Annotated in this window: 20 protein-coding genes and 3 tRNA genes; 11 read left to right on the top strand and 12 right to left on the bottom strand. The window is 48.3% G+C overall.

The window, feature by feature from the left end; translation table 11 throughout:
• The first annotated feature begins 4 nt into the window (after positions 1-4).
• Together dusA and QUE60_RS06365 are read left to right on the top strand one after the other, a co-directional pair.
• Positions 5-1,090: a tRNA dihydrouridine(20/20a) synthase DusA gene (gene dusA / locus QUE60_RS06370; protein ID WP_286226448.1), complete on the top strand. Its 1,086-nt coding sequence runs from the start codon at positions 5-7 to the stop codon at positions 1,088-1,090.
• 25 nt (positions 1,091-1,115) lie between these two features.
• A tRNA-His gene (locus tag QUE60_RS06365) sits at positions 1,116-1,191 on the top strand.
• Between the two features lie 4 nt (positions 1,192-1,195).
• On the opposite strand, the gene QUE60_RS06360 is transcribed toward QUE60_RS06365, so the two are convergent.
• The 6 genes from QUE60_RS06360 to QUE60_RS06335 form a co-directional block, all read right to left on the bottom strand.
• The gene (locus tag QUE60_RS06360; protein WP_286226447.1) at positions 1,196-1,606 is read right to left on the bottom strand and encodes a hypothetical protein; all 411 of its coding nucleotides are present in this window, start codon (positions 1,604-1,606) and stop codon (positions 1,196-1,198) included.
• Positions 1,587-1,991 carry a surface-adhesin E family protein gene (locus QUE60_RS06355; RefSeq protein ID WP_286226446.1) on the bottom strand — a complete coding sequence of 135 codons (405 nt, stop codon included), beginning with the start codon at positions 1,989-1,991 and terminating at the stop codon, positions 1,587-1,589. Before QUE60_RS06355 ends, QUE60_RS06360 begins: the two co-directional genes overlap by 20 nt.
• A 48-nt stretch (positions 1,992-2,039) precedes the next feature.
• On the bottom strand, positions 2,040-4,514 hold the full coding sequence (locus tag QUE60_RS06350; RefSeq protein WP_286226445.1) for a penicillin acylase family protein: 2,475 nt from the start codon (positions 4,512-4,514) through the stop codon (positions 2,040-2,042).
• A 57-nt stretch (positions 4,515-4,571) separates the two neighbouring features.
• Positions 4,572-6,497, bottom strand: coding sequence for a TRAP transporter large permease (locus tag QUE60_RS06345; protein ID WP_286226444.1), 1,926 nt, complete (start codon positions 6,495-6,497; stop codon positions 4,572-4,574).
• 5 nt (positions 6,498-6,502) lie between these two features.
• Positions 6,503-7,078, bottom strand: coding sequence for a TRAP transporter small permease subunit (locus tag QUE60_RS06340; RefSeq protein WP_286226443.1), 576 nt, complete (start codon positions 7,076-7,078; stop codon positions 6,503-6,505).
• 109 nt (positions 7,079-7,187) lie between these two features.
• Entirely contained in the window at positions 7,188-8,333 is a 1,146-nt protein-coding gene (locus QUE60_RS06335; RefSeq protein WP_286226442.1) for a TRAP transporter substrate-binding protein, read from the bottom strand.
• A gap of 234 nt (positions 8,334-8,567) precedes the next feature.
• Here QUE60_RS06335 and QUE60_RS06330 point away from each other — a divergent pair.
• A tRNA-Leu gene (locus QUE60_RS06330) sits at positions 8,568-8,657 on the top strand.
• Between the two features lies 1 nt (position 8,658).
• Here the strand turns inward: QUE60_RS06330 and QUE60_RS06325 are convergent.
• Positions 8,659-9,342 (bottom strand): formylglycine-generating enzyme family protein, encoded by a 684-nt coding sequence (locus QUE60_RS06325; RefSeq protein WP_286226441.1) that lies wholly within the window; start codon positions 9,340-9,342, stop codon positions 8,659-8,661.
• A 164-nt stretch (positions 9,343-9,506) separates the two neighbouring features.
• On the opposite strand from QUE60_RS06325, the gene QUE60_RS06320 reads away from it, so the two are divergent.
• Complete coding sequence (locus QUE60_RS06320) at positions 9,507-10,103, top strand: phospholipase D family nuclease (protein ID WP_286226440.1); 597 nt, start codon at positions 9,507-9,509, stop codon at positions 10,101-10,103.
• Here QUE60_RS06320 and QUE60_RS06315 read toward each other — a convergent pair.
• The 5 genes from QUE60_RS06315 to QUE60_RS06295 are packed head-to-tail and all read right to left on the bottom strand — an operon-like array spanning position 10,100 to position 14,271.
• Complete coding sequence (locus QUE60_RS06315; protein ID WP_286226439.1) at positions 10,100-10,516, bottom strand: ExbD/TolR family protein; 417 nt, start codon at positions 10,514-10,516, stop codon at positions 10,100-10,102. The genes QUE60_RS06320 and QUE60_RS06315 overlap by 4 nt on opposite strands.
• Positions 10,517-10,518: 2 nt before the next feature.
• Complete coding sequence (locus QUE60_RS06310; RefSeq protein WP_286226438.1) at positions 10,519-11,211, bottom strand: MotA/TolQ/ExbB proton channel family protein; 693 nt, start codon at positions 11,209-11,211, stop codon at positions 10,519-10,521.
• A gap of 1 nt (position 11,212) precedes the next feature.
• Positions 11,213-11,926 carry an energy transducer TonB gene (locus QUE60_RS06305; protein WP_286226437.1) on the bottom strand — a complete coding sequence of 238 codons (714 nt, stop codon included), beginning with the start codon at positions 11,924-11,926 and terminating at the stop codon, positions 11,213-11,215.
• Between the two features lie 2 nt (positions 11,927-11,928).
• Entirely contained in the window at positions 11,929-12,726 is a 798-nt protein-coding gene (gene murI / locus QUE60_RS06300; RefSeq protein ID WP_286226435.1) for a glutamate racemase, read from the bottom strand.
• Between the two features lie 21 nt (positions 12,727-12,747).
• Positions 12,748-14,271 carry a fumarate hydratase gene (locus tag QUE60_RS06295; RefSeq protein WP_286226434.1) on the bottom strand — a complete coding sequence of 508 codons (1,524 nt, stop codon included), beginning with the start codon at positions 14,269-14,271 and terminating at the stop codon, positions 12,748-12,750.
• 149 nt (positions 14,272-14,420) lie between these two features.
• Between QUE60_RS06295 and acs the strand changes: the two genes are divergently transcribed.
• The 7 genes from acs (at position 14,421) to QUE60_RS06260 (ending at position 22,491) form a co-directional block, all read left to right on the top strand.
• Positions 14,421-16,394 carry an acetate--CoA ligase gene (gene acs, locus QUE60_RS06290; RefSeq protein WP_286226433.1) on the top strand — a complete coding sequence of 658 codons (1,974 nt, stop codon included), beginning with the start codon at positions 14,421-14,423 and terminating at the stop codon, positions 16,392-16,394.
• Positions 16,395-16,452: 58 nt separating this feature from the next.
• A tRNA-Ser gene (locus tag QUE60_RS06285) sits at positions 16,453-16,543 on the top strand.
• 81 nt (positions 16,544-16,624) lie between these two features.
• Positions 16,625-17,107 (top strand): hypothetical protein, encoded by a 483-nt coding sequence (locus QUE60_RS06280; protein ID WP_286226432.1) that lies wholly within the window; start codon positions 16,625-16,627, stop codon positions 17,105-17,107.
• A 10-nt stretch (positions 17,108-17,117) separates the two neighbouring features.
• Positions 17,118-19,523: a DUF748 domain-containing protein gene (locus QUE60_RS06275; RefSeq protein WP_458574785.1), complete on the top strand. Its 2,406-nt coding sequence runs from the start codon at positions 17,118-17,120 to the stop codon at positions 19,521-19,523.
• A gap of 72 nt (positions 19,524-19,595) precedes the next feature.
• Positions 19,596-20,294, top strand: coding sequence for a sulfite exporter TauE/SafE family protein (locus QUE60_RS06270; protein ID WP_286226430.1), 699 nt, complete (start codon positions 19,596-19,598; stop codon positions 20,292-20,294).
• 16 nt (positions 20,295-20,310) lie between these two features.
• Positions 20,311-20,517: a hypothetical protein gene (locus tag QUE60_RS06265; protein ID WP_286226429.1), complete on the top strand. Its 207-nt coding sequence runs from the start codon at positions 20,311-20,313 to the stop codon at positions 20,515-20,517.
• Between the two features lie 171 nt (positions 20,518-20,688).
• A complete protein-coding gene (locus QUE60_RS06260) occupies positions 20,689-22,491 on the top strand; it encodes an NAD(P)H-dependent oxidoreductase subunit E (protein ID WP_286226428.1) in 1,803 nt (600 codons plus the stop codon).
• Positions 22,492-22,499: the final 8 nt, after the last annotated feature.

The raw sequence follows: 22,499 nt of genomic DNA, 5'->3' as shown, positions 1-22,499 counted from the left end.
TTGCATGAGTACCAAGCGCTTAGCCATCGCTCCCATGATGGAGTGGACCGATCGTCATTGCCGGTCATTCCATCGAATGCTGACCAAGCGTGCCGTACTGTATACCGAGATGGTGACCACGGGGGCGCTCTTGCATGGGGACCAGGCACGGCATTTGGATTTCAGTCAGGAAGAGCACCCGGTCGTTTTACAACTCGGCGGCAGTGATCCTGCAGAGCTTGCCCAATGTGCAGCACTGGCCCAGCAATGGGGCTACGATGAAATCGATCTCAATTGTGGCTGCCCCTCCGAGCGGGTCCAAAAGGGGGCATTTGGGGCATGCCTAATGGCCGAACCTGAACTCGTAGCCCAGTGCGTGAGTGCGATGCGTGCTTCCAGCGATCTACCGATTTCGGTTAAGCATCGTTTGGGGCTCGATCAAATGGATGCGGCCCAATCGCCGCGTGACTACCAATTTGTATTGGATTTTGTGCTGGGAGTGGCCGCTGCGGGCGCTTCACAGGTCACCATTCATGCCCGCAATGCGATCCTAAAAGGCCTATCGCCTAAAGAAAATCGTAGTAAGCCCCCATTGCATTATGAGGTTGCTAAGCAGATACGTCATGATGCACAAAAGCACTATCCAAATCTAAACGTATTACTCAATGGTGGCTTAGAATCCAATCACGATATCGCGCAGCATTGGTCTGATTTTGATGGTTTTATGATAGGTCGCGCTGCCTATCATTTTCCGGCGATGCTATTGGGCTGGGATGATCTCATCGAAAGCAATGGTGATGCGGTAGGTTATCTGTTTAGTGAGGCCGACTGGCACCGAGTTCAAATCGGTTTAATTGCATACAGTCAAGCCTGGCTGGCCCATTGCAATGGACATCGTAAAGACTTTTACTTAGGAGCAATTACTCGGCACATCATGGGCTTAGCACACGGGCGCGCAGGGTCGCGCCGGTGGCGTCAACGTTTATCCGATCATCATGCCTTGTCAAAGGTTAAAACACCAGATGCGATCGAAACCTTCTTTTTGGAAGCCAGTATGGAGCTAGGCGATTGGGCGCTATTTGAGCCCCCATCAATCAGCGTGGGGGCATAGTCGTTATAATAGGTATGTAGCAATGGTGGACGTAGCTCAGTTGGTAGAGTCCCAGATTGTGATTCTGGTTGTCGCGGGTTCGAATCCCGTCGTTCACCCCATTCGCTACTGACTCGGTCTCACGTCAATGACTTCAATAATCGCTTTATTGCGATCCGCCTCTCCGATAATCAGTTCACTGCGGTCCTGAACGGTTGGGATCACAATTTCTTCACAAATTGGTTTAGAACTAAACACGTTAAAGAAGCTGCAATCCTTTTTGGTCGCTGCAGACGTGGCGTGTTCAAGAGGTGAGCGTCCTGTGGTTACCGTTGAGGTCACGCTAACTGCGGTCATGGGGCTTGCCGCAGCCGCAGATCCTGCAGCGGTGCCAACACTACTCGCGGCTGCCATGAGAGGAGCCGCACAACCTTGTAACCCAGTGAGGCTAATTAAGAAAATAAAAAAACAGAGTAGGGTGAGCGCCCCTTGGTCACCGATTGATCGTTTGAATGGATTAGTTTGCGCGACACGCAAGGTTATAGACTCCAGCCGGCCAATCACCACTTACGATTGCCTCAAAACTGCTATCGGGGGTCTTGATTTCATCAACCACCTTACCTCCGCCACGCTTACCCGACATAAATTTGACCTCTAAGGGGCGGTATTGAACTTGCCCGCAGTGATATTCATTAAGACCAATGATGGAGTTGACGGGCAATTTAGTTTTAGGTTCAACCCCAGGCTTCTTCAGATCGAGCATTGATAGAACTTGTACCTTATCCCCAGATTTCTTAATGCTAGATTTATCAATCAAAATCGTGATGAACTCATTGCTGCCCAGTTCATCCCAGGCAGCTAAAGCAAAATTGGAAGAAAAAGCAAAGATCGAAACGCTTAGAAGCTGAAGAATGATTTTCATGATAATCCTCTGTAATTAGTAAGGATTGTAATGGGTCAATGCAACAACTCAAAACGACTTGGTCTTTAAGATTAATTCGCGCTGGACCCGTTTTGGCTTCATTGCCAACGGGATGACTTGATTATTTGCCCATGCATCGCTGAGATTGCGATAGCGTTGACTTTGAACCCAGCCGGACTGACCCGTCGGAAACATGAAGACCGATTGCTCTGGATCATTTAGGTCATAGATTGCTCGCAGACTTGGCGCATGATTGGCAGCAAAAGGCGCTTTGGAATTATTGAGCACAGGGCGCCCAACGTTGACCGTAAAGGCATCTCCTGGAAACGGGACGCTGACATTAAAGAGTCCCGACAAGAAGGGAATATTTTTGAAAGGGCGATGCTCGGAAACGGCGTGATGCGCTTTACCCCAGCGCCAATCGTTGGTGGATTTTCCATAACGTTGACTCAAATCATTTAAAGCGCGCTGCAAGGCAAGATTGGCGGCATCTTGGCAATTTTCTCGTTCTGCGGTAGTGTGTACATCGCACCACGGACTATTGGGATTGCTGATTTGATTGATAACCGCTCCCCGAAAATGGCGACGACCATATTCCTCGGTAAACGAATATCCCAAACGAGAGAATAAGATTCGTGTCAATTGATCAACCCAGGCATTGAAGACCAAAGCGGCTATCGAATCGGTACTCATGCCTCCATTAAAACCATCGATCGCCGATTGAATGCTTGACTGTAAGGTATGACCTGAACGCGCATTCTTGAATAAAGGTAGGAGAGGTTGGGCTCCCAAAGAAAGCACATCACCTTGCATCGCTTGCATGGAAGCGCGATCATGTTGGTCTTTTGCCCCAATCATGGCTGCGATGCGATCGTATCGAAAGGGGAGATCCCAGTCCCCAGTCAGTGGGTTGGGATTCGTTGCAGAAACAATTTCTTGATTGGCACTTGCTAGCCACTCTGAGCCTGGATTCGAAAAACTGGGCAATTGCTCAAACGGTATATATGCCGCCCAATCATATTGGCGCTCCCACCCTAGAGCCGGTGCAACTCCATATAGACCCTGGTGCAATTGCCTGCGTGGCGCAATCCCAGCAACTTGCAATGCAATATTACCTTGAGTATCTGCTATCGCTACGGTTTGCATTGGGGCATAGTGGTAACGCAAGGCGACTTTTAATGAGTCAACCGAATCGGCTCGATTCATCAGAATGCCACCCATCAAAGTTTTGTTCTCGATATCTAACGCAGTCCAGCGTAAGGCCAGTGCATAACGATCGGTATCAATTACTTTTCTAGTGCGTGCATGACTATCCGAGATGATGGGGCCATGGCGACTGTGCTTCACCACAAATCGTAGAGGTGGTTTATCTTTGATCTGGATAATCTCCTCGCGCGCCAAAAAGGAGATCGGACCGTCGGGGCCAATGTATTGATTAGGATTGGTAGGATCAATCTTTTCCAGATAAAGATCTTGTACGTCGGGTCCAGTATTCGTAAATCCCCAAGCAATTTTGTCGGTCCTTCCCAAAACAATGGCTGGGATACCTGGCAGAGTCGCGCCAATTACATTTAAGCCCGGGGCTTCTAGGTGTGCAAAGTACCAGGTGGATGGTGCACTTAGACCTAAATGCGGATCGTTTGCCAGCAGAGGTTTACTAGAGATCGTTTTCTTACCAGTGAGCACCCAGTTGTTGGAGCCCAAGCCCTCTCGTTGATCGCTTAGCCACCCTACAGTATCAGCATGCTTTAACAAGTAAGACTCGCCATCACGCGAAGTTTGAACTTTGGATTGAGCAGGTCTAAAAACTTGATGCTCGCGATACAGCTTAGCAAAATCCATGGAGGTGACTGGGTTGGTTCCCGGGTAGGGCGGCATGACCTGCCAAATATCAGCCGTATTGAGATATTGAGAGAGCTCTAAGCGAAATAATTCTTTTTGCCAGTTATCGCCCAGATCCAATGCCATCATTAATGACCAAGCAACGCTATCCGCAGCAGACCAATAACCAGGTTTGGATCCGGTCAAAAAATACTCAATTGGCAAAGCCCAGCCCAGTGATTGATTGCCAGCGTTGACCCCATCGGCATAAGCCTGAATCAATTGCTTGAATTCAGCAGGGTAGCGTTCGAACTGTTTTTCAGCTGCCTGTTTAATGCCTAAGGTGCGGATAAAGCGATCAAGCGACACCGTGCGCTCACCCAAAATTTCTGAGAGACGTCCTGAAGCCAAGCGCCGACTAATCTCAAGTTGCCAAGAGCGCTCGGTAGCATGAATAAATCCCAGAGCGTAATACGCATCGCGTTGCGATTTTGCTTTGATGTGTGGGACGTCGTTCTCATCAAACTGAATGTTTACCGCCTGAGCTAGGCCAGCACTAATAACGGTCCCGGAGGAATTAGTTTTAGCGCTAATCCAGTAAACCACCATTAGAACGATTAGGCAAAATACGGCAATCCCAATTGCATATAGAAAATAACGTACCAATTTTTTGAGGGAAGCATTAAGCCTTGAGGATTTCATGTCAACATTGAGCTATCACAAAAAACCCCGCCGAAGCGGGGTTGATTAGTTTGAACATTACTTATAAAGGACCTGCGGTAACCACAAGCCAATTTCTGGGAATACATACAGCAGAATAAGTGCGATGACTTGAATGCCCATAAATGGCAGCATCCCTAGGAAGATCTGATTTAAGGTCACATGGGGAGGTGCAACGCCCTTCAGGTAAAACGCTGACATCGCAACGGGTGGCGAGAGGAAAGCGGTTTGTAGGTTGAGGGCAACCAAGAGACCAAAGAACAGTGGATTAATGCCAAAGTCATCAAGTAATGGAACAAAGATTGGCATGAAGATCACGATGATCTCGGTCCATTCCAAAGGCCAGCCTAATAAGAAAATAATGACTTGCGACAGAATCAAGAACTGCAATGGGCTTAGACCTAAGGAAAGCACCCATTTTTCAACTAAGTCTTGACCGCCAAGCAATGCAAAAGCAGCAGAGAAGATGGAGGAACCCACAAAGAGCCAACAGACCATCGCGCCCGTCTTCGCCGTTAGGAAGACCGACTCTTTAATCACGGTCATATTGAGCTGCTTATAAGCAGCCGCCAATATAAATCCGCCAATGGCGCCGACTGCTGCTGCTTCGGTTGGGGTTGCCAGACCAAAAACGATGGAGCCCAATACGAACAAAATCAAAACTGCGAGTGGGAAGAAAGAGCTCAAGAGCATCTTGAAGATTTCAAGGCGAACCCAGGTCAACAGGGCGTAGTAAATCAACAAAACAGCCCCCAAAATACCGGTCATGATCCAGAACCACAATGGCGCATCAACGGGTTTGGGCGGTTCTGCTGCCGCAACCGGCTCGGCAGGGCCTGAGCTCTGAGCTACTGGTTTTTCATCTTCAGCACCGGGAGGTAAAGATAGGCCGCTACTGGACGTATCTTTCTCAGCGCCAGGGGGTTCATTCAGGCCCGTGGAGCTTGGGCCACTCGAGTAGTCACCACCGCTACCTGCCTCACCCATCGGAATGACATCCATGCTAATGACTTCAACGGGCTTAGTGGCTACTTGATAAATGGAAGCGGTAAAAGCAACAAAGACGATGAGTGGGATCAGGGCAATGAACAGCGATTTCAGCATCTCTTTGCCGCTGACATTGATATTGCGCTTACCTTTAAGACCAAGCAATAGAGCGGGGATCACTTTTTGACTAATCTTCTCGCCAAGCTCGGTATAGCTCATTGGCAGCGGTACTTTGCGCTCAGACTCAGCCAATGGCGGCATGAGATTTGGTTTGAGTTTAGCCAAAAGGATTACATAACCAATGTATAAGCTGGCCAACATGATTCCTGGGAAGAATGCGCCCGCATACAGTTGTACAACCGATACGCCTGCAGTAGCGCCATAGACAATTAACAGAACTGATGGCGGAATCAAAATACCCAAGCAACCACCAGCTGTAATACAGCCAGCAGATACGCGGGTGTCATAACCCGCTTTTAACATTGCGGGAAATGCTAAAAGACCCATCAATGTCACCACCGCACCTACAATACCGGTTGCTGTTGCAAATACAGCGCAGGTAAAAATCGTGGCGACTGCAAGCGAGCCGGGAACACGAACCAAAGCCAAGTGAAGTGATCTAAATAGCTTCTCAATGAGGTTAGCACGCTCAACCAAATAACCCATAAACACAAAGAGCGGGATGGAGATCAAAACGTCATTGGTCATGACCGCGTAGGCACGCTGCACCATGAGGGATAAGGTGTTTTGTAGAGCGAGATCAGGGTTTTGAAAGCTGTAAGCAAAAAACGTGAAGATCATGCCCATACCCATTAAGGTAAATGCGGTAGGGAAGCCAAGCATGATTGCAACCACAACGAGGGAGAGCATCAGTAGGCCAACATGCCCACTCTGAATATTGCCCCATGGCATTAAAACGATGGTCAATAAGACCACCAAAGCCATGATCGAAAAGCCAAATAGAAGTTCTTTACGCATAATGATTATTCCTTATCCTTGCCAACCATCGCTTTGAGTGCATCAACGTCGACTTCCTCAACGTCCTGCTCACGCGAGGGCCACTCACCCTCTTTGATGCAAACCACACAGCGTAAGATTTCAATAATGCCCTGAATGAGAAGTACTACACCGGCGATCGGGATAATTGTTTTAAAAGGGTAGATGGGAGGGCCATCTGCAGTAATAGATGAGTGTTCCAAAATTCGCCACGAGTCGGCAGCGTAACCATAACCAGCGTAGGCAAGAGCAATCACGCCTGGAATGAAGAACACAATATACAGAATGAGATCAAAAATCGCTTGAGTGCGGGGCTTTAAAAAGCCGTACAAGATGTCGCCACGAACGTGCCCATTTTTTGCCAAGGTATAAGCGCCCGCCATCATGAACATGGTGCCGTACATCATGATTTGGGCATCAAATGCCCAAGGATTGGGGCTATTCAGTACATATCGGGAAAATACCTCAAAGCCAATCAGAGCAGTCAAACTAACGACCAGCCAAGAAAAGCAATGACCAATAAATGTTGAGACTTTGTCAACGGTTAAAAAAAGGTTTTGCATGGCTACACCTACGGTTTAGATATAAGAAATGGGATGGTTATTTGCTAACCATCCCATTGGTTTACAGCAAGCCGGTATTCTAACAAAAACCGGCTAAGTTGATGCTGACTTAGGCCTTTTTAGCAGGAGCTGCTGGCTGGCCAAAGTAGTGGTCATACGCCATGCGACGACCGGTTGTGGTATCGAGATCCCACTTAACGGAGCGTTTTGCAAAGGCGCGCTGTGAGTCGACAATCTTCTTAAAGAGTGGATTCTCAGCGGATTTCTTGGCAACCACATCATCAAATACCTTCAACTGGGTACGCAATACCGAGTCAGGGGTCTTGTAGAACTTAACACCTTGCTTGGTTTGCATTTCCTCGTAAGCGGATGAGTAGCGATCCACAGCCTTCCATGACATATCTGCAGATGCAGCATCTACCGCATAGTCGAGGACGGCGCGAAGTTTTGCTGGAAGGGCGTTGTACTTGGTGCCGTTAAAGAGAATCTCAAATTGCTCGGCATTCTGATGGTAGCTTTGCAACATGCAGATCTTCGAAACGTCTGGGAAACCTAATTGACGGTCAGAGGAGGCATTGTTGAACTCAGCAGCATCCAATAGGCCACGATCCATCGCTGGAATAATTTCGCCACCGGGTAGGGCATTCACGGAAGCGCCCATCGCGGTGAACATGTCAATCGCAATACCGACGGTACGGTACTTGAGGCCTTTGAGATCTTCCGCTTTGGTGATTGGCTTTTTGAACCAACCAAGAGGTTGCGAAGGCATTGGTCCGTAGACATAGGACTTGACGTTTGCGCCCACGGTCTTGTAGAGCTCCTCGAGGAACTGTTGGCCGCCGCCGTATTTGTGCCATGCAAGCAGCATGTTCGCATCCATACCAAAGGAGGGTCCTGATCCCCATAGGGCTAGTGCAGAGTTCTTACCATAGTGATAAGCAACCACACCGTGACCACCATCTAATGTACCCTTTGATACTGCATCGAGAAGACCGAATGCAGGAACAACAGCACCAGCAGGCAGAACCTCAATCTTGAGTTCGCCACCAGTCATGTCATTTACTTTCTTAGCGAAGTCGAGTGCATACTCGTGGAAAATATCTTTCGCAGGCCAAGTGGATTGGAAGCGGAAGGTTTGGGTTGCTCCCTGACCTTGAGAGATCATTGGGAAGCTAAGGGCTGCTGCTCCAGCACTACCGACTGCTGCACCTTTTAAAAATTTACGGCGTGGTGCTTGTTTTTTGGTTTCGGACATTCATATCTCCTGGTTAATATCAATTAAATACTGCATGTAAAGCAGAAAGAAATTGTAGGATTATTGGTAAGAATCATATATGGGGTAAACCCTTTGTTTGCATGGCTTCATGGTTATTTTTAAAGGCTGTGCGGTGAGGGCCAGTTCCCCGCTCGTGATACGATTCAATATGCCAATCATTGTTGCAACGCATCACCATGCGTAAAGTTTTTATTACAATGTTGGATTGCGTTTGCCCGAGTGGTGAAATCGGTAGACACAGCAGATTTAAAATCTGCCGCTCATAAAAAGGGCGTGCCGGTTCGATTCCGGCCTCGGGCACCAATTATGGATTTCGGACGCAGCGAAATCCAATGTAGACCACCACTGTGTTCTCAGGCTTGGTTGCCACATTCCCCTCCATTTGTTGTTCTGGTCCGTACCACCACGATGCCCCGCGGGTAATGCGCTCATTGTTAACTTTAGTTGACGTCCATTCCCATACATTGCCACCCATATCAAAGAGCCCATTGACGCCTGCTTGGGTAGCGCCGGCGGCCACATGACCGTCGCCACGGAGCAAACTTCCTGCCGGGGCCAAGCCTTTATAGTTTCCACAGGCTGAACTTAAGCAATGGGAGCCCTTCGGGGTGCTGCCATTTGGGTAGGGGTAACGTTGCCCCCGCTGAAAACCTGCCGGCGGGGCTTTACGTTGCTCTAAGAAGGCAGCCTCAACCCATTCTCTATCGGTGGGTAAGCGTTTGCCAAAAAACTCGCAGATCGCTTGGGCCTCAAAGGCGTTGAGGTGAACAGCGGGTTCATTATCTCCAGCTACTACTCCATAAGGCGTACGCCAAGTCCAGCCAGGTTTTTTCACAAAGCCCAATTCATATGAAGTGCCACCACCGGCCTTCTCAGCTGCGCTTTGAAATCCGGTTGCAGCGGCATAGCGTTTGACTTCGCCAATCGTCATCTCATGCTGATCCCAAAGAATGCCATGGACCTCAAGACTCGGGATGGTTGATTTCACAGGCTGAGCGTGCGCATGAAAAATCAATGTCAGAAATGAAAATATGCAAATTTTTCTAATTGTGAGAATATTCATATAAGTTTGTTAATCGCAATCGTCATAAACAAGCATTTTTGCTGAATTCCAAATCGTTTGCACAACGGAATTTTTGAGCAGCCAAGTTCATGAAAAAATACATTCTCTTTCTTCTCAGTACGCTTTTCCTAGCCCAAACGGTTTGGGCGAATCCAGAGCCAGCTAAAAATACTCGAGAGCTAGCAAAGGGGGATGCGCCCATGACTGCAGAGGTATTGGCAGTCTTTTTTACTCCTCCGACGGGAGCGGCGCGTGGATTAATTCGTTATTTAGATGGCGCCAAGAAAAGCGTTCAGGTGATGACCTATAGCTTTACTTATCTAGAGATTGCAGAAGCGCTTGCTAGGGCAGCCAAACGCGGTGTGGAAGTGCAGGTGATTCAGGATGGGCCAACTGCAGCAAATAACTTTGATGTGATCCCGGTATTGCTGAAAGGAGGCGTCTCAGTGCGAGGCAATAAAGCCCACCGTATTTTTCATCATAAGGTGATGATTATCGATGGCGAGATTGTCGTAACCGGGAGTTATAACTTCACGAATAGTGCCGAGAAAAGCAATGCCGAGAACATGATCATTTTGCGCTCAACCCCCTTAGCGCAGCAGTATTACAAAAACTTTATCTCGCATTGGGAGCGCAGTTATCCAATTACCACCCCGCCTGAGCGCAAGACAGCTAAACCTAATTAATCCGGCTCGGTTACGAAGCCTAATTTTGTTAAACCTGCACGCCGTGACGCGGCAAGTACTTGAGCCACCGCATCGTAACGTACGGATTTATCAGCCCGTAAGTTGATCTCGGGTTGGGGATCTTTCTTGGCAGCCTTGTCAGCATATGCGGTAAAGGTTGCCAGGTCGATCGGTGTGCTATTCCAAAAGATTTGACCTTTGCTATCAATGGTTAGTTGCACCGACTCTGGCTTTACTTCATTACGCACACTATTGGCCTTGGGAAGTTCGACCTTCACCGCTTGCTGGACGACTGGTAGGGTGATCATAAAAATGATAAGCAAAACCAGCATGACGTCCACCATCGGCGTCATATTGATCTCGGCCATCATGCCGTCTTCTTGCTGATCATTTGAGGGATTGCTAAAGGACATGATTAATCTTTCTGGGCAACGCGTGCACCAGTGACAAAGTAGGCTAAAAGATCGTTGGCAAAGCGATTGAGATCTGCAACCACTAAGCGATTAGTCCGATTGATCGTGTTGTAGCCAAGCACTGCTGGAATCGCAACGGCAAGACCAAAAGCGGTCATGATGAGTGCCTCACCAATCGGACCGGCGACTTGATCGATCTGTGCGCTCCCAGAGCTGCTAATGGCGATTAGGGCATGATAGATTCCCCAGACTGTCCCGAACAAGCCAATAAATGGTGCGGTTGCACCGGTGGATGCTAAAAAAGTTAATCCTTTTTGTAACTGAGCCGTTGAGGCATCAACCCCATTTTTTAAACTGCGCGCCATCCACTCGGAGTAATTAAGGGTCTGGAAGAGTTCGCGATGACTAGCACTTTGGTTCTGATGATGCGCCGAAGCTTCGTTACCAGTCTTTGCAACAATAAAGAAAGGATTGATCGCATGATTACTCAAGCTATTGAGTCCCTCATCAAAGGAGCGAGCTCGCCAAAAGGAATCTAGTTCACCTTTGAGGCGTTTGATATTGCGCAAACCCCATAGTCGACTGATCAAAATGACCCAGGTCACGATCGACATAAATAAAAGTAAAAGAGCCACAAAGTGAGTGACAAAGTCCCCTTGGGTCCAGAGATGGTGAAGGCCAAACGCGTTGTTCATATTAGGGACTCTTTAGGTTGAATTTAATTAATAGATTGGTTGAGATTTTAGTGGGACTGCCGTTAATGGTGTACGGTTTAAAACGATAGCGCTTGCCAATTTCCATTGCGGCTCGATCAAGCCTGGGATAGGAGCTAGACTGCAGTAGTCGGGCTTCTTCCACTTCACCGGACTCGCTAATGATGAGCCTAACCACCACTTCGCCTTGCTCGCCCGCTCGCTTTGAGAATGAAGGGTAATAGGGATCGGCGTCGGGTTGATAGACCACCACCAATTTGCCAATATCCGTTTGGATGGGGGTGCCGCTAACACCGCCGCCTGAAGTGGGGGGTGCAACATTTGCTGTTTGGGAGCTATCGGCAGCCTTGGTGGGCGGAGTTTCTGCTGCAGCTGCTACCTTTGGTGCGGGTGCTGGGCTTGGTGCGGGTGCCTCGGTCTTCTCCAGTTTTTTGGGTTGCGGCTTGGGAGTTGGTTTGGGCGCCTCAACTGGAACCTTAGGGGCTGGGGGTGCGGCAGTTTTGGCCGGCGCTTGCGGCGCCTCTGGAGCTAGAAGATTTGCCATGACCCGTTCGTCATTTTGATAATCCGGCGGCTTGGGACTTAAACCAAATTGAAAGGGAATGACTAATGACAAGTGCGCCAGAATAACCAGAGCAATGATGATGCGCTCATCCCGTGAGAAGGGGAGGTGCCAATGTGCGGAACTTGAGGCCATGCTCAAATCATCAATGATTGTTTATCGACGCTACGGAGTGACAGAGGAGTTTGCAATAAACGCGCTGCCATGGCCTTTAATGTATCCGCATTTGCAGTACTCAGCAACTTTAATGAGGCAAGCCCTGTTTCTTCAGCTAGGCCATGCTGCAGAAGCTGTCGACTCAACTGACGTACTACGGCGTCGCTGGTGTCGACGATGGTCATGGATGCACCAATGAGTTCCCTAATCTGGTTTTTCAGAAAAGGGTAATGCGTACAACCCAGAACCAAGGTGTCTGCTTGTGCCTCCACGATCCCTTTGAGATGTGTTTGCAATAGAGTATGCATGGCTGGAGATTCAATTTGTCCATCCTCAATGAGCGGCACTAAGCCGGCGCCTGCTTGCTTAATAAAGCGACAGTGACTTGGTAATGTAGCTAAGAGCGCATTGAACTTGTCGCTATTGAGGGTTGCCTCAGTTGCAAGCACACCCACAACACCATTTTGGGATTGCATCGCTGCTGGTTTGATGCCGGGCTCCACACCAATAATGGGTATTTGAAGCTCGGAGCGGATTTGAGCAATCGCTTCTGCTGTTGCGGTATTACATGCCACCACAATGGCATCGCAACCTTGATCAACCAAATAGCGACACATCTGCAAACTGCGCTTGGCAATCCAAGAGGCGGATTTTTCTCCATAGGGCGCATTGGCAGAATCGGCTAGGTAAATGTAATGATGCCGGGGTAGTTGCTTGAGCGCCTCATCCAAAATGGATAAGCCGCCAACCCCAGAATCAAATACACCGATCGTTGCCAAGGTTGCTTACCAGTCAGTCTATTAAGCGACGCTCACTGGAATCTTGCCAATTTTCATTTGCCATTCTCTGGGCCCCGTTTCATGCATGGAGATCCCTTGAGAGTCAACTGCCACAGTCACTGGCATATCGACTACATCGAATTCGTAAATGGCCTCCATGCCTAAATCTTGGAATGCAACCACCTTTGCATGCGCAATTGCTTTGGATACTAGATAGGCTGCGCCACCCACTGCCATCAGATATGCGGAGCGATGCTTCTTAATGGACTCGATTGCTACAGGGCCGCGCTCGGCTTTGCCAATCATAGCGATTAAGCCGGTTTGTCCTAACATCGTCTCGGTAAATTTATCCATCCGAGTGGCCGTTGTTGGTCCTGCTGGACCTACCGCCTCACCACGCACGGGGTCAACAGGACCGACGTAATAGATCACCCGATTTTTAAAGCTAACAGGTAAAGACTCGCCTTTAGCCAACATGTCGGCAATGCGTTTGTGGGCCGCATCACGGCCGGTGAGAATCTTGCCATTAAGCAATAGTGTCTGACCTGGTTTCCAGCTGGCCACTTCCTCGGGTGTTAAAGCATTGACATCGATTCGTTTGGATTGCTTGGTATCAGGTTGCCAAGCAACAGCAGGCCAGTCGCTTAGAGATGGGATATCAAAATGAGCTGGACCGTTACCATCAAGATGAAAATGAACATGGCGTGTTGCTGCACAGTTCGGAATCATTGCTACTGGTAAAGAGGCAGCGTGCGTGGGGTAGTCCATGATCTTCACATCGAGAACGGTTGCTAATCCACCAAGGCCTTGAGCACCGATCCCTAATTGATTGACCTTTTCATAGATTTCAAGGCGTAACTCATCAATGCGATTCTTGGGTCCGCGCGCAATCAGCTCTTGAATATCAATGGGCGCCATTAACGACTCTTTCGCAAGTAAAGCCGCTTTCTCAGGTGTGCCACCAATTCCGATTCCAAGAATGCCGGGAGGGCACCATCCAGCTCCCATCGTGGGAACAGTCTTCATTACCCATTCGACGATTGAATCGGATGGATTGAGCATCACCATTTTTGCTTTGTTCTCAGAGCCGCCACCTTTGGCTGCGCAGATCACCTCAAGTTCGTCGCCTGGCACGATCTCATAATGGATCACTGCGGGCGTGTTATCACCTGAGTTTTTGCGCTTGCCTGCGGGGTCTAAGAGAACCGAGCCACGCAATGGATTATCGGGATTCATGTAAGCACGCCGCACACCCTCATTGACCATGTCAGCAACACTCATGGTGGCGCCGCTCCAATTGATGTTCATGCCTACCTTTAGAAAGACCACCGCAATGCCGGTGTCCTGACAAATTGGTCGCTTACCCTCTGCGCACATTTTGCTATTAGTCAAAATTTGGGCAATCGCATCTTTTGCCGCTGGGCCTTGTTCAAGTTCGTAAGCACGCCCCATGGCTTGGATGAAATCCCGAGGATGGTAGTAGGAAATAAACTGGAAAGCGTCCGCAATGCTCTGAATCAGGTCGTCTTGGCGTATCGTAGGCATAGAAATATTTCAATAAGTGGAATGAAATAAGCATTTTAAGGGTTTGCCATAGGGCAAATCAGGACTTAATTCACTTATCGTCATATGAAACGATAGACCGATTGTTTGTTGTGTTGCCACTATAAGTTTTTAGAGAGGGTGTTATTCGTATGGAACCATTAATGCAAGAAAACCGGATTTTTAATCCACCCGCTGATTTTGTAAAAAACGCCGCCATTTCAGGAATGGACGCTTACAAAAAGCTATGTGCTGAAGCAGAGAAAGATTACGAGGGATTTTGGGGGCGCTTGGCTAAAGAAAATCTCTATTGGAAGCAAGTGTTCACGAAAGTGCTCGATGAGTCTAAGGCGCCTTTTTATAAATGGTTTGAAGATGGTACTACCAATGCTTCATACAACTGCCTTGATCGTAATTTGCAAAATGGCAATGCGAATAAAACCGCCATCATTTTTGAGTCGGATGACGGTAAGGTAACAAAGGTTACCTATCAAGAGTTACACGATCGTGTTTGTCAGTTGGCAAATGCTTTGCGCAAGCGCGGGATTAAAAAGGGTGATCGCGTCATTATCTATATGCCAATGTCAGTCGAAGGCGTGATCGCAATGCAAGCCTGTGCTCGCATTGGTGCAACTCATTCCGTTGTGTTTGGCGGCTTCTCTGCTAAATCCCTGCAAGAGCGCATCATTGATGCAGGAGCGGTGGCAGTGATTACTGCCGATGAACAAATGCGGGGCGGTAAGGCCTTGCCTCTAAAAACGATTGTGGATGAAGCGCTATCACTGGGTGGTTGCGAGAACATTAAAAATGTCATCATTTACAAACGTACGGGCGGCAATATTCCCTTCAAGGCCGGCCTTGATTCGTGGATGCATGAAGTAACTGCCAATGAAGCAAAAACTTGTGATCCAGAGTGGGTGAGCGCTGAGCATCCTTTATTTATTTTGTACACCTCAGGATCAACCGGCAAGCCAAAGGGTGTGCAGCACTCCACCGGTGGTTATCTATTGTGGACCATCCTGACGATGAAGTGGACCTTTGACATCAAACCAAGCGATATCTTTTGGTGTACTGCGGATATTGGTTGGGTCACTGGGCACTCCTACATTGCTTACGGCCCATTAGCAGTTGGTGGAACACAAATCGTGTTTGAGGGTGTGCCTACATTCCCGAATGCCGGGCGTTTTTGGGAGATGATCCAAAAACATAAAGCGACGATTTTCTATACGGCACCTACGGCGATTCGTTCTTTAATCAAGGCGTCCAATACCGACCCAGGTGTGCATCCCAAAAATTACGATCTCAGCTCATTACGTCTGTTGGGATCAGTGGGTGAGCCGATTAATCCAGAGGCCTGGATGTGGTACTACGAGAACATTGGTGGCTCACGTTGTCCGATTGCCGATACCTTCTGGCAAACCGAAACCGGTGGTCATATGATTAGCCCGCTGCCCGGTGCAACCCCCATGGTTCCTGGCTCTTGCACCTTACCATTGCCCGGCATTATGGCTGCGATTGTGGATGAAACGGGTAACGACATGCCAAATGGGCAGGGCGGTATTTTGGTTGTGAAGCGTCCTTGGCCCTCGATGATCCGTACGATTTGGGGTGACCCTGACCGCTTTGTCAAAGCGTATTTTCCAGACGAGTTTGGGCGCAAACTTTATTTGGCGGGTGATGGCGCGATTCGGAATAAGGATACGGGCTACTTCACCATCACTGGCCGTATCGATGACGTTCTCAACGTTTCAGGCCATCGCATGGGGACCATGGAAATCGAATCCACCCTGGTTGCCAATCCTTTAGTGGCAGAAGCTGCTGTTGTAGGGCGCCCTGATGACATGACCGGTGAAGCGATTTGCGCTTTTGTGGTTCTCAAAGGCAAGAGGCCCGAGGGGGAGGAGGCCAAGAAGATTGCGACCGAGTTACGCAATTGGGTGGGCAAAGAGATTGGCCCGATTGCAAAACCGAAGGATGTGCGCTTTGGCGATAACCTACCAAAGACCCGCTCTGGAAAGATTATGCGCAGACTCTTACGCGTGATTGCCAAGGGTGAGGACATCACGCAGGATACCTCCACGCTTGAGAATCCAGCGATCTTGGAGCAATTAAAGAAGTCACTGTAAGCTCATAAAAGCAACAGAAATCATCCGCTACTCTTCGAACCGTATAATGAACGGTTTCGGAGAGGTGGATGAGCGGTTTAAGTCGCACGCCTGGAAAGCGTGTGTAGGTTAATAGCCTACCGCGGGTTCGAATCCCGCCCTCTCCGCCAAGTGGTATGACGCGCTTTTTATACCCGATCCACCTTTCAGCTTTCAGGCCATTCAGTTAAATTATCTGTATGCATCCCCATGTGAACAAAAACCGGCTTGGTGAAGAGATCAAAAAAATACTGATCTTGTTCATTTATTTTTCAATCTGGTTCTGTTCGCTCGCATTTCTAAGTTTCTCAGTTGAGCGCTTACAAGGCTTTCCCTATATTCATATTGGTTTGGCTTTAGTGAAAGCATTCTTGTGCGCCAAATTCATGCTCATGGGCCAGATGCTGTATCCGATCGAGAGTAAGCGTGATAAACCGCTTATTGGGCAGATTCTGCCTCGCTCGATTGTCTACGTAGGCGTCGTTGTTTTGTTGAGCGCTCTCGAATCCGCTTTAGAGGGTTGGATTCATCATCGAGGCTTCATTAGTTCGTTGGCTAGTTTTGGAAATGGTGATTTCATTCATCTACTGGCGCTGAGTTTGATCTATTGGTTAATTGTGTTGCCTTATCTCACCTTTATGAGCTTGCAATCGGTTATCGGGTCGCCGGAGATGAAAAAGATTTTTTGGGGTTAACTTTTAATCGATGCGATTGTCTAATAATCGACCTCTCCGCATCACTCTAACATTCAGCGTGGTGCTGGCAATTTTGGCCAGTTTATTTTGGATCATTGGCGTTACATGGGCGCCCTCATGGATTAAAAAGCAAGTCGAGGAATACAGTCAGCAACTCGGCTATTCGGTTCAGATTCAATCCATTAGTGTCAAACCATTTCAATTAACTGCTCAGGTAGAGGGTCTGCGCCTTCAACAAATTCAGGGCAAGCAATTATTCGGATTGGATGCTGGTCTGATTCGTCTGCACTGGGGCAAATTAATGACCGGAGAGTTGGGGATTCGTGACTTACAACTCACGAATCCATCGATCTTGCTTGAGCGAGCACAGGGCGATGGATCCAAGTGGAACTGGATGCAGTTGATTGAGACCATCAATGCACAAAAACCACCATCGTCGCCCACCAAATCAAAAGCAATCAAAGTATCAGTTGATCAATTCAGAATTCAAGGGGCGCGTCTTCAGTTTCGAGATGGGCAAACCAAGTTCGCCGATGATCTAGGACCGTTTTCTTTGAATCTCAAACAACTTAGTAATTATCGACTAGCATCTGATGAGCCTGGTGTGGAGGGTTTGTATGAGCTCGATCTGGGTAGGGTTGACGTGCTCATTCCATCACTCAATAAGATGGTGGTATTTGACAAAGTTCAAGCCTCGGGAGGAGTTAGTAGTCCAGAGCCCGATCAGCTTGATGCTAAGCTAACCCTCAAACTCGATGCTGGAGTATTGGATTTCCTCTTTCATCTCGAGCCTAAACAAAATTTAATCAAGATCGATGTCGCAATCGATAACCTATCTGTTACCCCAGTCGTTACTTTGTTACCAGCCAACAACCCCTTACAAACCAACTCAGGCGTCATGTCTGGCAAATTGGAATATCAAACTCGCCAAGGGCTATGGTCAACCGTGGGTGAGCTAAGCCTTAAGAATATTGAAATCACGGAAGGTAAGCCTAGACAGGCTTTCATAAAATGGCGCCAAGCCGATTTCAAGCAAATTGATCTTCGTAAATTAGCGAGTGGCAAAACATCACTCACGATTGATGAGGTTTTGTTTGATCAGCCCGACTTTAAGTACGACCTTGATGAGCAAGGGTTCTCCAACATTCGTCGGATGTTTTCTAAACCTGCCCCAAGCACATCCACAGGGTCAGAGCCTGCGACAAGTGCAGCAGACGCAAAGTCATCGAATTTTGAGCTCGACATTAAAGCTATCAAATTACGAAATGGCATTGTGCATTTTGCTGATTTAGCCGTGGTTCCACAGTTGCAAACCGATATTCGCAAACTCAATGGTTCCTTGCTCGGCGTGAGTAATGTTCCTGGCCGCTATGCGGCGATCGCTCTTGACGGATTGATTGCGGATCGCGGCAGTTTTCGAGCAAAAGGTCAGGCTGCCTTTGAAGATCCGCGGCGTAATCATGACGTGTTGTTTGAATTTAAGAATGTTCCGCTGAAAACTGCCAATGCATATTTCATGAAATACGCTGGGTATGCCATTCAAGATGGACGCTTAGATCTCATGTTAAATTACAGGGCCAAAGATGCTGAACTGGTTGGTCAAAATCGTTTCGTCATCAAAGATATTGAACTCGGGGAAGAGGTACCTAATTTTCAGGGTCGGCGCTTACCTCTGCGTCTGGCGATTGCCTTGCTGGAGGACTCCGACAACGTGATTGATATCTCGCTGGGAATCAAAGGGAACGTTGATTCTCCCGAGTTCTCGGCGACGGGCCTCGTTTGGCAAGCGATTCGTACTGTTCTCACCAATATTGTCACTGCACCATTTCGAGCATTGGCATCCTTATTGGGCCTGCAAAGCGATACGCCGATTCATGCAGTATTGGGCGAGAGCTCTTATTTGCCGGTTGATCAGGAGAAGCTTGATAAATTGGCAGGGGTTTTAGTAAAGCGCCCTCATGCCACGATTGAATTTGTCGGGGGCTATGATCCGAATGCTGATAAAGCAGCCTTAGCTAGGGCGCGTGCTGATCACGCTATTCTGAATGCTGCCGGATTTAAATTGAGTCCTCAAGAACCCCTCCCAACCCCCAGCCTTTCGGACCCTCGGGTTCAATCTGGAGTCAAATCAGCGTATGGACAACAAGTCGGCCGAATTAAATTAGCGCAGCGTTTGATTTCACTGCCTGATAATGAAGCGCGCTATCAGCAACTCCGCAATGAGCTCATTCAAAGTTATGCAGTGAGCGATGCAGAGCTATTGCAATTAGCAAGCGCACGAGCCAATCGCGCAAAAGAGTTGATGGTTGCACAGCAGCCCAATTTAGCTGAACGAATTACTATAGGAGCATCCAAGGCGGTCAGTGCCGATCAAGAGGGTATTCCTCTGGGCATTTCCTTGGGCAGTAAAAAATAATACTAACAAAGTACATTTATTTTTGAGTTAATTAGCCCCACCTCTTTTATTGCCGCTTGCACGATTGTGTTAGTGGCGTATTTCATTTTTGGAGTGACCGGTTTTGGGTCATCGATTATTTCGGTGCCGGTACTTGTTTTGTTCTTTCCTCTACAGGTCGTTGTGCCAATTATGGTGATACTCGATCTATGCGCCGCATTCTATTTGGGCACAAAGTCATTCGATGCGGCCGATAAGAAAGAACTCAGCTGGTTACTGCCATTTAGTTTTATCGGTATGGTGATTGGTATCACCTTGTTGTTAAAGGCTCCGCCAGAGCCCCTGCTGATCACTTTAGGCGCCTTTGCTGCATTTAATGGCTTGCGAGTTTTAACCAAGAAAAAATCCGCACCCATGCACACCATCTCGCAGTATTGGTCGATGCCCTTTGGGATCGCCGGAGGAATTTTTACAGCATTGTTTGCTACAGGCGGACCCATCTATGCATCGTATTTAGCGATGCGTTTTAACCAACCCAATACACTCCGCGCAACCATGGCTTTTGCCATTCTGATCTTCGTATTCTTGCGTCTGATCTTTATGCTGGTTACAGGCCTAATATTGAACTGGGAGGTTTTGGGCCTTGCATTATTTCTGGTGCCCTGTATGGTGATTGGTCTTTGGGTTGGCTCAAAAACCCATCAGCGCTTGAGTATTCATCATATGCAATTAGCCTATGGCAGCATTTTGGTATTTGCGGGATTAGTTCTGTTAATGAAGCAACTGTTTTAGGTGATAGACTCGACGCATGACAATGAAAATAATGATTGCTGGATTAGTGATTGCCAGTACATTGAGCTTATCAGCTTGTGGCACGGTACAGTCAGCCGCGCAAGCCGATTGCACGGCAGTGGGCTTGCGGGTTGGAACCCCCGACTTTGAAGCCTGCTTTAAAGCCCGTGTCCGAGAAAGGGAAATGGACTACAGCAATACCTTTTTGCCGAGTTCCAATTAATCTAATCCGGTAGTAGCTGGACTCTCTGCCGTACTTCAGGGTTAACCCTGATTCCGGAGATCTTGAGCCATATCAATTACTTAGATGGGTAGATCAATTACATTGATTTCAATCTTTAAAAGGTCACGTAACACGATCTTTTAAATAACTATTTAGAGAGACTAAAACAGCATGAATCACCCAAAGCCCTCTAGCGAAATCAAGGCGGTTGCCATTGCCAGCGCGGATGACCTTCGTGAGCGAATTCGGCAAAAAAGTAAATTAAAAGGGCGGCAAGCGGATGATGCATCGTTGGCCGAAGTAAAAAAACTGATCGGTGATGGCCCATATCGACGTGACCTGCTGATTGAGAACTTGCATCTGATGAATGATGCATACCGCGCTTTACATGATCGTCATTTAGCCGCCCTTGCCAAGTTAATGAACTTGCCGATGGCTGAGGTTTATGAAGTTGCCACTTTCTATCATCACTTCGAAGTCGTGCGTGGTAATGATCCAGTTGCTGATATTACGGTGCGGGTATGCGATGGATTGTCATGCGAGTTGGCGGGGGCTAAGCAGTTATTGGAGCGCTTGCCAGCGATTCTCGGTAATGCGAAGACCAAAGTGATTGCAGCTCCTTGTGTAGGTCGCTGTGAGCAGGCTCCAGTGGCGGTAGTGCATCAATACCCTGTATTGTTTGCGGATGCAGAAAAGGTTTCAAAAGCAGTTAAAAATCGTCAACTGACTCATCCTAAGGCAAAGGATGATGCTCAATTTGAGCCCGCAGACTTTGCGCAGCAAGCCGTAAGCCCTGAGCAAAAAGCTAATGAGGTATCACCCGCATATGTGGGTTATGAGGCCTATTGCGCAAAAGGTGGCTACGCTTTAGTCAAAGAGTTTGATGGCGGTAAGCGCGAGGTCGAGTCCATCATTAAGGCGATGGAAGATTCTGGTTTGCGTGGTCTTGGTGGTGCTGGATTTCCGGCCGGACGCAAATGGCGGATTGTGAAGGATCAACCGGCACCTAAGCTCATGGCGGTCAATATTGACGAGGGCGAACCCGGAACATTTAAAGACCGTACCTATTTAGAGCGCGACCCTCATCGCTTCCTTGAGGGAATGTTGATTGCTGCGCGCGTGGTTGGAATTGATGCTTGTTACATCTATTTGCGTGACGAGTATCACGGCTGCCGCGAGTTGCTTGATGCCGAGATTAAAAAACTTCAAGCGCATGCATCGTTCAAGTTACCGCTGATTGAGTTGCGCCGGGGAGCGGGTGCCTACATCTGTGGTGAAGAGTCTGCCATGATTGAGAGTATTGAGGGTAAGCGGGGCGAGCCCAGAATGCGTCCTCCTTATATTGCACAAGTTGGCTTATTTGGTCGACCCACGCTTGAGCATAATTTTGAAACCTTATATTGGGTGCGCGACATCATCGCGCGTGGACCGCAATGGTTCAGCTCCTTTGGTCGCCATGATCGCAAAGGCTTGCGCAGCTTTAGCGTGAGTGGTCGAGTGAAATATCCTGGTGTCAAACTTGCACCAGCTGGTATCACTATTCAGGAGCTCATTGATGAGTATTGCGGCGGTATGCAAGAAGGTCACACCTTCTATGGCTATCTACCTGGCGGTGCCTCAGGTGGTATTTTGCCAGCGACCATGAATACCATTCCATTGGATTTTGATACTTTGCAGCCTTACGGGTGTTTTATCGGTTCCGCAGCTGTGATGGTCTTTAGTCATCAAGATAAGGCACGCGATGCAGCCCTAAACGTGATGCGCTTTTTTGAGCACGAGAGTTGTGGTCAATGCACCCCGTGTCGGGTTGGAACCAGTAAAGCCGCGCAATTGATGCAGGCACGTGTATGGGATCAGGCTACTTTGGAGGATTTGTCCACGGTCATGGTAGATGCCTCTATTTGCGGTCTTGGGCAAGCAGCACCAAACCCCATACGTTGCATCCATAAATATTTCCCCCACGAAATTGCATAACCGCTTAG

Source organism: Polynucleobacter sp. HIN11 (assembly GCF_030297675.1).
Taxonomy (GTDB): Bacteria; Pseudomonadota; Gammaproteobacteria; order Burkholderiales; family Burkholderiaceae; genus Polynucleobacter.
The sequence above is the reverse complement of the archived record's forward strand: the minus strand, read 5'-3'. Positions and strand labels throughout refer to the sequence as shown.

What these genes read in the sequence shown, in the direction of transcription:
- dusA (WP_286226448.1), top strand. Translation starts at nt 5, where the DNA reads ATGAGTACCAAGCGCTTAGCCATCGCTCCCATGATGGAGTGGACCGAT.
- QUE60_RS06355 (WP_286226446.1), bottom strand. Translation starts at nt 1,991, where the DNA reads ATGAAAATCATTCTTCAGCTTCTAAGCGTTTCGATCTTTGCTTTTTCT.
- QUE60_RS06350 (WP_286226445.1), bottom strand. Translation starts at nt 4,514, where the DNA reads ATGAAATCCTCAAGGCTTAATGCTTCCCTCAAAAAATTGGTACGTTAT.
- QUE60_RS06345 (WP_286226444.1), bottom strand. Translation starts at nt 6,497, where the DNA reads ATGCGTAAAGAACTTCTATTTGGCTTTTCGATCATGGCTTTGGTGGTC.
- QUE60_RS06340 (WP_286226443.1), bottom strand. Translation starts at nt 7,078, where the DNA reads ATGCAAAACCTTTTTTTAACCGTTGACAAAGTCTCAACATTTATTGGT.
- QUE60_RS06335 (WP_286226442.1), bottom strand. Translation starts at nt 8,333, where the DNA reads ATGTCCGAAACCAAAAAACAAGCACCACGCCGTAAATTTTTAAAAGGT.
- QUE60_RS06320 (WP_286226440.1), top strand. Translation starts at nt 9,507, where the DNA reads ATGAAAAAATACATTCTCTTTCTTCTCAGTACGCTTTTCCTAGCCCAA.
- QUE60_RS06315 (WP_286226439.1), bottom strand. Translation starts at nt 10,516, where the DNA reads ATGTCCTTTAGCAATCCCTCAAATGATCAGCAAGAAGACGGCATGATG.
- QUE60_RS06310 (WP_286226438.1), bottom strand. Translation starts at nt 11,211, where the DNA reads ATGAACAACGCGTTTGGCCTTCACCATCTCTGGACCCAAGGGGACTTT.
- QUE60_RS06305 (WP_286226437.1), bottom strand. Translation starts at nt 11,926, where the DNA reads ATGGCCTCAAGTTCCGCACATTGGCACCTCCCCTTCTCACGGGATGAG.
- QUE60_RS06295 (WP_286226434.1), bottom strand. Translation starts at nt 14,271, where the DNA reads ATGCCTACGATACGCCAAGACGACCTGATTCAGAGCATTGCGGACGCT.
- acs (WP_286226433.1), top strand. Translation starts at nt 14,421, where the DNA reads ATGGAACCATTAATGCAAGAAAACCGGATTTTTAATCCACCCGCTGAT.
- QUE60_RS06275 (WP_458574785.1), top strand. Translation starts at nt 17,118, where the DNA reads ATGCGATTGTCTAATAATCGACCTCTCCGCATCACTCTAACATTCAGC.
- QUE60_RS06265 (WP_286226429.1), top strand. Translation starts at nt 20,311, where the DNA reads ATGACAATGAAAATAATGATTGCTGGATTAGTGATTGCCAGTACATTG.
- QUE60_RS06260 (WP_286226428.1), top strand. Translation starts at nt 20,689, where the DNA reads ATGAATCACCCAAAGCCCTCTAGCGAAATCAAGGCGGTTGCCATTGCC.